Origin of the sequence: Amycolatopsis balhimycina FH 1894 (assembly GCF_000384295.1) — a bacterium.
GTDB classification, from domain to species: Bacteria; Actinomycetota; Actinomycetes; order Mycobacteriales; family Pseudonocardiaceae; genus Amycolatopsis; species Amycolatopsis balhimycina.
On sequence record NZ_KB913037.1, the window covers coordinates 2,706,089 to 2,714,548 of the forward strand.

At 71.5% G+C, this 8,460-nt stretch carries 9 protein-coding genes; 4 read left to right on the forward strand and 5 right to left on the reverse strand.

Annotated features, from left to right (window positions below):
- Positions 1–107: 107 nt before the first annotated feature.
- From der to A3CE_RS0111455, 4 genes are all read right to left on the reverse strand, one after another.
- Complete coding sequence (der, locus tag A3CE_RS0111440) at positions 108–1,607, reverse strand: ribosome biogenesis GTPase Der (RefSeq protein WP_051183764.1); 1,500 nt, start codon at positions 1,605–1,607, stop codon at positions 108–110.
- A 16-nt stretch (positions 1,608–1,623) separates the two neighbouring features.
- On the reverse strand, positions 1,624–2,283 hold the full coding sequence (locus A3CE_RS0111445) for a lysophospholipid acyltransferase family protein (protein WP_020640225.1): 660 nt from the start codon (positions 2,281–2,283) through the stop codon (positions 1,624–1,626).
- A complete protein-coding gene (cmk, locus tag A3CE_RS0111450; protein ID WP_020640226.1) occupies positions 2,280–2,984 on the reverse strand; it encodes a (d)CMP kinase in 705 nt (234 codons plus the stop codon). The genes A3CE_RS0111445 and cmk overlap by 4 nt, the downstream gene beginning before the upstream one ends.
- A 90-nt stretch (positions 2,985–3,074) precedes the next feature.
- A complete protein-coding gene (locus A3CE_RS0111455; protein ID WP_026468379.1) occupies positions 3,075–3,641 on the reverse strand; it encodes a TetR/AcrR family transcriptional regulator in 567 nt (188 codons plus the stop codon).
- 92 nt (positions 3,642–3,733) lie between these two features.
- Here A3CE_RS0111455 and A3CE_RS0111460 point away from each other — a divergent pair, with 92 nt between their 5' ends.
- Genes A3CE_RS0111460 through A3CE_RS0111470 form a run of 3 tightly spaced genes read left to right on the forward strand, consistent with a single transcriptional unit; the run spans position 3,734 to position 5,823 of the window.
- A complete protein-coding gene (locus A3CE_RS0111460; protein ID WP_020640228.1) occupies positions 3,734–4,102 on the forward strand; it encodes a DUF4267 domain-containing protein in 369 nt (122 codons plus the stop codon).
- Between the two features lie 37 nt (positions 4,103–4,139).
- On the forward strand, positions 4,140–4,622 hold the full coding sequence (locus A3CE_RS0111465; protein WP_020640229.1) for a cation:proton antiporter regulatory subunit: 483 nt from the start codon (positions 4,140–4,142) through the stop codon (positions 4,620–4,622).
- A 7-nt stretch (positions 4,623–4,629) separates the two neighbouring features.
- Positions 4,630–5,823 carry a cation:proton antiporter gene (locus A3CE_RS0111470; protein WP_020640230.1) on the forward strand — a complete coding sequence of 398 codons (1,194 nt, stop codon included), beginning with the start codon at positions 4,630–4,632 and terminating at the stop codon, positions 5,821–5,823.
- Here A3CE_RS0111470 and A3CE_RS0111475 read toward each other — a convergent pair.
- A complete protein-coding gene (locus A3CE_RS0111475; protein WP_020640231.1) occupies positions 5,820–7,661 on the reverse strand; it encodes a Xaa-Pro dipeptidyl-peptidase in 1,842 nt (613 codons plus the stop codon). The genes A3CE_RS0111470 and A3CE_RS0111475 overlap by 4 nt on opposite strands.
- A 90-nt stretch (positions 7,662–7,751) precedes the next feature.
- Between A3CE_RS0111475 and A3CE_RS50865 the strand changes: the two genes are divergently transcribed.
- Positions 7,752–8,460: SAM-dependent methyltransferase (locus A3CE_RS50865; RefSeq protein WP_063714248.1), on the forward strand; the 709-nt coding region annotated here is incomplete at its 3' end.

The following is an 8,460-nucleotide window of genomic DNA, read 5'->3' on the forward strand; positions in this document are numbered from 1 at the left end:
TGATTGAAGGGTCGACACGGCGTACGGCCGTGGATTCGCCGTGTCGACCCTCTGATCACGCGTGTCGGCTTCCCCATCACGCGTGTCGTCCGAAACGTGACGGAGAATTACCGGGTTCGGGCGGCTTTCCCGCCGACCTTCGGCTTCGCCTTCTTTTCGCGGACGCGGATATTCACCCGGATGGGGCTGCCGGCGAAGCCGAACTGCTCGCGGAACTTGCGCTCGATGAACCGGCGGTAGCCCGCCTCGAGGAAGCCGGTGGTGAACAGCACCAGCGTCGGCGGGCGGATGCCGGCCTGCGTCGCGAACAGCACCTTCGGCTGCTTGCCGGAACGGACCGGCGGCGGGGTGGCCGCGACCAGGTCGGACAGCCACGCGTTGAGCTGGCCGGTCGGCACCCGCTGGTCCCACGACTTCAGCGCGGTCCGCAGCGCCGGCGCGAGCTTGCGCACCGAGCGGCCGGTCAGCGCCGAGATGTTGACCTTCTCCGCCCACGGCACCCGGACCAGGCCGCGGTCCAGCTCGCGGACCATCGCGTGGCGGCGGTCCTCGTCGACCAGGTCCCACTTGTTGAACGCCAGCACGCACGCGCGCCCGGCCTCGACGACCATGGTCAGCACCCGCAGGTCCTGCTCCGACAGCGGCTCGGCCGCGTCCAGCAGCACGATCGCGACCTCGGCCGCGTCGATCGCGGTCTTGGTGCGCAGCGAGGCGTAGTACTCGGCGCCCGCGGCGAAGTTGACGCGCTTGCGCAGGCCCGCCGTGTCGACGAACCGCCAGGTCTCGCCGTCCAGCTCGACCAGCGAGTCGACCGGGTCGACCGTGGTGCCCGCGACCGAGTCGACGACCGAGCGCTCCTCGCCGGACAGCTTGTTCAGCAGGCTCGACTTGCCGACGTTCGGCTTGCCGACCAGCGCGACGCGCCGCGGGCCCGACGTGGCGGCACCGCCCTCGCGCGGCGACTCCGGCAGGGCCTTGAGGATCGCGTCGAGCAGGTCGCCCGAGCTGCGGCCGTGCAGCGCGCTGACCGGGTGCGGCTCGCCGAGGCCGAGCGACCACAGCGACGCGGTGTCCGCGAGCAGCCGGTCGTCGTCGACCTTGTTCGCCGCGAGCAGCACCGGCTTCTTCGAGCGGCGCAGCACCTTGGAGACGGCTTCGTCGGTGGCGGTCGCGCCGACCGAGGCGTCGATCACCAGCAGCACCGCGTCCGCGGTCTGCATGGCCATCTCGGCCTGCGCGGCGACGGAGGCCTGCAGCCCGGTCGCGTCCGGCTCCCAGCCGCCCGTGTCGACCAGGGTGAACTTGCGCCCGCCCCAGTAGGCGTCGTAGGCGACGCGGTCACGGGTCACGCCCGGCACGTCCTGCACGACGGCTTCGCGGCGGCCGAGGATGCGGTTGACCAGCGTCGACTTGCCCACGTTGGGCCGGCCGACGACGGCGAGCACCGGCTGCGCGAGCGCGGCCTCCTCGGCCAGCTCGGCCGCCTCGATCTGCGCGTCGAGCGCGGCGAACTCGGTCTCGTCCGACCAGGTGCCGTCGATCTCGCCGACGCTGTCCAACTCCGCCGACGTACTTTTTCCCGCGGAGGCGGGATCAAACACTGCCATCACTACCCAATTTCCCTTATGGCGTAACGAATCCGTTTTCGGTACGCCAATCGTCCAAAGTCTTCACGAGCGCCGCGAGCTCGCCGCGCAGCTCTTCGGTGCCCTGGTCGAGCCCGGTCTTCCCGGGACCGACCTTCGGCGAGAACGGCTCCCCCACGAGGATGTCCACGCGCGGGCGCCAGCGCCGCTTGCCGTCGGCCGGCTTGAGCGTGCCCCGCGTCGCGACCGGGAGCACGGTCGCGCCGGAGGCCCGGACCAGCCAGGCCGCACCGCGTTCGGCCGCGCCGACGTCCCCGGCACCGCGGGTGCCCTCGGGGAAGATCCCGACGACACCGCCGTCTTTCAGGACGCCGACCGCGGTCAGCAGCGGCTTGCGGTCGATCTCGCCGCGCTTGAGCGGGATCTGCCCGATCGCCAGCAGCAACTTCCCGACGATCCCGCCGAACATCTCGGCCTTGACGAGGAACGCCGAACGCCGCGGAAGCATTCCGAAGATCAGCTGCGGTTCGATCATGGAACTGTGGTTGGCGATCACGAGCAGCGGCCCGGTGGCGGGGACGCGCTCACGGCCGTGCACGCGGATGCGGAAGGCCGAACGCAGATGATACCGGCCGATGACCCGCCCGGCGTCGTGGAGCCAGCCGACGGAGCCTTCCGGCAGTCCGTCAGCTTTCATCGAGCTACCTCGGCGTTGCACCCCGCCAAGAGACCGCGGTGGCTGGCGAGTTCACTCAGCGCGACGATCACCTGGTCGATCGACAGCTCCGACGTGTCGACGTGCACGGCGTCGTCGGCGGCGCGCAGGGGCGACGTCGCCCGGGTGGAGTCGAGGTGGTCGCGGCGCTCGACCGAAGCCAGCGCGTCGGCGACCGACGACTTCCGCCCGGCCGCGGTGTCCTGGGTGCTGCGGCGCGACGCGCGGACGTCGGACGACGCGGTCAGGTAGACCTTGAGCGGCGAGTCCGGCGCGACGACCGTGCCGATGTCCCGGCCTTCGACGACGATCCCGCCGACGCTGCCGAGCACCTCGCCGATGATCCGCCGCTGCCGGGCGACGAGCAGCTCACGCACGTGCGGCACGGCCGAGACGGGCGACACGGCCTTGGTGACCTCGGGACCGCGGATGTCGGCGGCGACGTCTTCCCCGGCCAGGTGGATCTCGGGCCGGTCGGGGCTGGTGCCGATGCCGAAGTCGGTCTTGTCGGCCAGCGTGGCGACGGCGGCCGCGTCGGCCGGGTCGACGCCCGCGCGCAGCACGGCGAGGGTGACCATCCGGTACATCGCGCCGGTGTCCAGGTAGCCGGCGCCGAGGCGCTGGGCGAGCTTGCGGGCGACGGTGGTTTTCCCGGTCCCCGATGGGCCGTCCAGCGCGACCACACCACGTAGGGCTCCCGTCACCGGCACTCTCCTCGCGTTCTCGTCTCGTTCGGCTCGGGGTCCATTCTGCCGGTCGGGGTAAGGGGGAGATCAGTCGCCCCGCGCGCCGAAGCGCTCCACCACCAGTGCGAGGCGCTCGTCACGGTGAGCCGGTGACAGCCGGCGGCCCCGATCCAACGTCACCAGGCCGTGCAGGGCTCCCCAGAACACCTCCGTCAGCGCTCCCGCGTCCTCGCCCCGCGCCACCGGCTCGACCACCGCGTACAGCCCGGCGAACGCCTCCTTCATCACCGGTGGCGTGTCGTCCTGGGCGAACGGCAGCTCCGAAGCCAGCGTGAACATCGCGTCGTACAGCGCGGGCCTGGCCTCGGCGAACTCGACGTAGGCGCGGACGACGCCCGCCAGGCCGCCGTCCCGCGCGTCCGTCAGCACCGCGGCCAGCTCGGCGAAGCCCTCCAGCGCGGCCGCCGCCATGATCGAGTCCTTGCCCCCGGGGAAGTGGCTGTACAGCACCGGCTGGCTGTACTCGATCAGGGCCGCGAGCCGCCGGGTGGTGACCGCGTCCCAGCCTTCCGCCTCGGCCAGTTCCCTGGCCGCGGTGACGATCCGCTGCCCGCGCTCGGTCCGGTCGCGCACACGCCGTTGTCGCTGGGTCATGCCGCTGATGCTAGCACCGCTAGACAAACTAGCGTCGCTAGATTAGCGTTGGTAGTAATCCTAGCGATGCTAGAAACACTGGAGGGAACACCATGATCGTCACCGGCTACATCCTCGTCGCGCTCGTCTCGCTCGGGATCATCTACGTCGGCCTCAACTACCTCTTCGCGCCGACGAAGATCGCCGCGGGCTTCGGCTTCACCGAAGTTCCCGAGAACGCCGACACCTTCTTGAACGTCAAGGGCGGCCGCGACATCGGGGCCGGCCTGGTCCCGCTGGCCCTGATGATCTACGGCGACCCGCACGCGCTGGGCTGGGTCTTCCTCACCGCGGCCGTCTGGCCCCTCTTCGACATGCTGATCGTCCTGCGCCACCGGGGGAAGAAGGCCATTGCCTTCGGAGTCCACGGCCTGACCGCCGTCGTGATGGCCGTTGCCGCGCTGCTCCTGCTGCTCGGCTGAAATCCCGCGAATCGGACACCTGGGTTACGGTGGCTGGGTGAACGTCGAAGTAACTCCCCTGCCCGGCATCGGGGTCCGCAAGGACTTCGCCACCCGTACCGGCCGCCGCATCGGCGTCGTCACCCAGCGGGACGGTCACATCGAGCTGATCGTGTCCAAATCGGACGATCCCGACGCCTGCGCCGCCTCGATCCCGCTCACCGCGGACGAGGCGGGCGCACTGGCCAACCTGCTCGGCGCGCCGCAGCTGGTCGCGCAGCTGACGGAGGAGCACCGGGACCTGCCGGGGATCAGCACGCGGCAGCTGCCGATCCAGCCGTCCGGCCCGTTCGACGGCCGGACGCTCGGCGACACCGCGATGCGCACCCGCACCGGCGTCTCGGTGGTCGCGGTGGCGCGGGCCGGGCAGGTGCACCCGTCGCCGGCGCCGGACTTCACGTTCACCGGGGGCGATCTGCTGGTCGCGGTCGGCACGGGCGAGGGACTCGAAGCCGCCGCCAAGATCCTCAAGTACGGCTGAGCGGCCGATGGACCACACCGCGCTGTCCCTGATCGAACTGGGGGCGGTCTTCTTCGTGCTGGGCGCGCTCGGGCGCCTGGCCGGCAAGATCGGCCTCTCCCCCATCCCGCTCTACCTGCTCGGCGGCCTCTGCTTCGGCCAGGGCGGGCTGATCCCGCTGACCGACATCGGCGGCTTCACGCACCTGGCCGGCGAAATCGGCGTCGTGCTGCTGCTCCTGCTGCTCGGCCTCGAATACTCCGCGGCCGAGCTGTTCACCGGGCTGCGCCGCTCGTGGACGGCGGGCCTGCTCGACATCGTCCTCAACGCGGCCCCCGGTGCGGCCGTCGCGCTGCTGCTGGGCTGGGGCCCGGTCGGCGCGATGGTGATGGCGGGCGTCACGTACATCTCGTCGTCCGGCATCGTCGCGAAGGTGCTCGGCGACCTGGGCAGGCTGGGCAACCGCGAGACGCCGGTGGTGTTGTCGATCCTCGTGTTCGAGGACCTTGCGATGGCGCTCTACCTGCCGATCCTCACCGCGGTCCTCGGCGGGGTGTCGCTGCTCGGCGGCCTGGAGGCCGTCGGGATCTCGCTGCTGGTGATCACCGTGGTGCTGGTGGTCGCGCTGAAGTTCGGCCGCTACGTCTCGGCGGCGGTCGACAGCCCGGACCGCGAGGTGTTCCTGCTCAAGGTCCTCGGCGCGGCCCTGCTGGTCGCCGGCCTGGCGTCGGCGATGCAGGTGTCGGCCGCGGTCGGCGCGTTCCTGCTCGGCATCGCGATCTCGGGCTCGACGGCGGAGAACGCGACGCGCCTGCTCGAGCCGTTGCGCGACCTGTTCGCGGCGGTGTTCTTCGTGGTCTTCGGGCTCAACACGAACCCGGCGTCGATCCCGCCGGTGCTCGGCTGGGCCGTGGTCCTCGCGGTGGTCACGACGCTGACGAAGGTCGGCACGGGCTGGTGGGCGGCCCGCCGCCAGGGCATCGGCCGCCTGGGCCGGGCCCGGGCCGGGGCGGCGCTGGTCGCGCGCGGCGAGTTCTCGATCGTCATCGCCGGCCTGGCGGTGACGGCGGGCGCGGTCTCCGGGGAACTGGCGGCCCTGGCCACGGCGTACGTCCTGCTGATGGCGATCATCGGCCCGACCGCGGCCCGGGTCGTCGAGCCGGTCGCCCGTGCCCTGCAACGGAAAACGGCCACGAAGACCGCCCCGGTCGAGGCGAACTAGCGCAGGTCCGCCCGGCCCGCCGACGGCACGTGCTCGCCGACGGCCGGGGCCGGGTGGGTCGAGGCCGCGGGCGGGATGCCCACCAGCGGGACCGATGCCGACGTCCGCGCCAGATCGAGCGTCACCCGGCCCGGCTGGGCGGGACCGGGGATGAAACTGCCGTCCGTGCCGCCGATGATCAGCGCCAGCGCGTGGCCGCGGGGCACGACGTGGTCCGTGGACGCCAGCCGGAACGTCATCGTGTACGCCGTTCCCGGCGTCAACGGCCGTTCCTGGGACAGGGACGCGTAGTTCGCCAGGTCCGCCCAGCCGCGGCTGAGGATCGTGTAGCTCACCTTCTTCACGTCCGCCGAGGTGATCCGGTAGCAGGCGTCGTCCCCGGACGCCGACGAACCCCAGCAGTTCTCCGACGTCCCGGTCTTGATGCCCTCGCCGCTCCCGGCGAAGTTGCGGATCGTCGCCGGGCCGATGTCCACGAGCAGGGCCGAAAGCCGCGCCGACGACGTGCTCGGCGTGGCCGTCACGGTCACCGAAGTCGTGCCGGAGACCTGCAGGTCCGAGGCCAAGGTCCCGGTCGAGTACGGCAAAGCGGCGCTGCCCGGGTTGGTCACCCAGGTGTCCTCACCGACGTTCGGGTTGTCCGTGAACGACGCCGTGCCGGACGCCGCCGAGGTGCCGAGTGTGCCGGCGGAGTGCGGCCGCAGCGTCGTCGCGACCGCGTTCGCCGCCGGGTAGGCGCTCTGGTCCACCCACTGGTCGGGCTGCCGTTCGACGCTGGCCATCGGGCCGTTCTGGACGCCGTTGTCGAGGCCCAGCAGGTAGTGGTCGAACCACCGGTGCAGCAGGTCGACCCAGCCGGCCCGCCGGTAGTCGAACGGGTCGACGTGCCCGGTCTGCGACAGCCAGATCTTCTTCTCGACGTTCAGCCCGCTCCACCACTGTCCGAAGTGGATGGTCTTGACGTTGAGGTCGTTGACGCCGTGGGACAGCAGCACGCTGGCCCGCACGTTGCCGGCGCGGGCGACGTAGTCCCGGTCCGCCCAGAGCGGCCCGTAGTCGCCGTTGCCCGTCGCGCCCTGGGTCAGGACCTGGTTCTGCGCCGAGCAGTTCTGCCCGCTGTTGCGTGCCTCGACCGTCTGCGCGAGGCCGGCCGGGTTGAAGCCGAAGGTCGCGCCGTCCGAGCGGTAGTAGTCGTACCAGGAGCTGATCGCCGAAATCGGCACGATCGTCTTCAGGCCCGCGACACCGGTTGCCGCGACGCCGTTGGCGATCGTGCCGTCGTAGGACTTGCCGATCATCCCGACGTTCCCGGTGCTCCAGCCCGCGGTCACCGCGCTGCCGCCGGTCTTCGCGCTGTAGCCGGTCGCGCGGCCGTTCAGCCAGTCGACCACCTTGCGCGCCGAGTCGACGTCCGAGGCGCCGCCGATGTCCGCGCAGCCGGCGGAACGGTTCGTCCCGGCCAGGTCGACCAGCACCACGGCGTAGCCCCGCGGCACGAAGTAGTTGTCGTAGAACAGCGGGAACTTGACCGGTTTCCCGGCGCTGTCGTACGACTTCAGCTCGCTCTCGTTGCCGCGCCCGCAGCACGAGTAGTACGGGCTGGCGTCCATGATCACCGGCACCCGCGAAGGCGCTTCAGCGGGACGCACGATGTCGGCGGCGACGCGGTCGGAGCGGCCGTCGCCGTCCCCGTCGTGGCCGATGTCGACCCAGACGGTCTCGCGGATCGCCTTCGCGTAGTCGTAGACCGGTTCGCTCGCCGCCGGCGCGGCGGCGGCCGGAGCCACCGTGCCGGACAGGAGCACCGCGAGGATCCCGCACACCACACCGGTTCGCATGACGCTCACGCTAGAGCCGCGAGAACGACCCTGCTACTGCGGAAAGTCGGGGATCCCGGCACACCCCGCGATCGGAGTAGCTTGACCACCGTGACCGAATCCCTCCCTGCCGTGAGCCGGACCGCCGTCGGCGTAGCCGCCCTGCGTGCCTACGAAAGCAACCGGCCGGACCGGCTGTTCGAGGACCCGTACGCGGCCGCGTTCTTCGAAGCCGGGCGCTCGGTGCTGCCCACGCCCGGAGGTGACCCGCTCCAGGACGGGCTGGGCGCGCTGATGTACCCGCAGATCGTGGTCCGGACCCGCTTCTACGACGACTACCTGCTCGAGGCCGGCCGCGCACAGGTGGTACTGCTCGCCGCCGGGCTCGACGCGCGGGCGTTCCGGCTGCCCTGGCCGCCCGGGACCCGCCTGTTCGAGGTCGACCTGCCGGAGGTCCTGGCGTTCAAGGACGACGTCCTGGCCACGCAGGACGCGTCACCGTCGTGCGAACGCGTCGTCGTGCGCACGGACCTGCGCGAAGACTGGGCAGCGGCGTTGCTCGAGGCGGGCTTCGACCCGGCGGTGCCGGCGGCCTGGCTGATCGAGGGGCTGCTGATCTACCTCTCGCACGAGGACGCCGAACAGCTCCTGACCACCGTCGGCGAGCTGTCGGCGCCGGGCAGCCGGGTGTCGTTCGAGTACCGGGCGGCCGACGCGCCGGACGGCCTGATCGCGCGTGCCCGGACGACCGAAGGCGGCGAACACGTCACCCGCCTCTGGCGCGGCGGCCTGCGCACCGCCGTGCCGGAGTGGCTGGGCG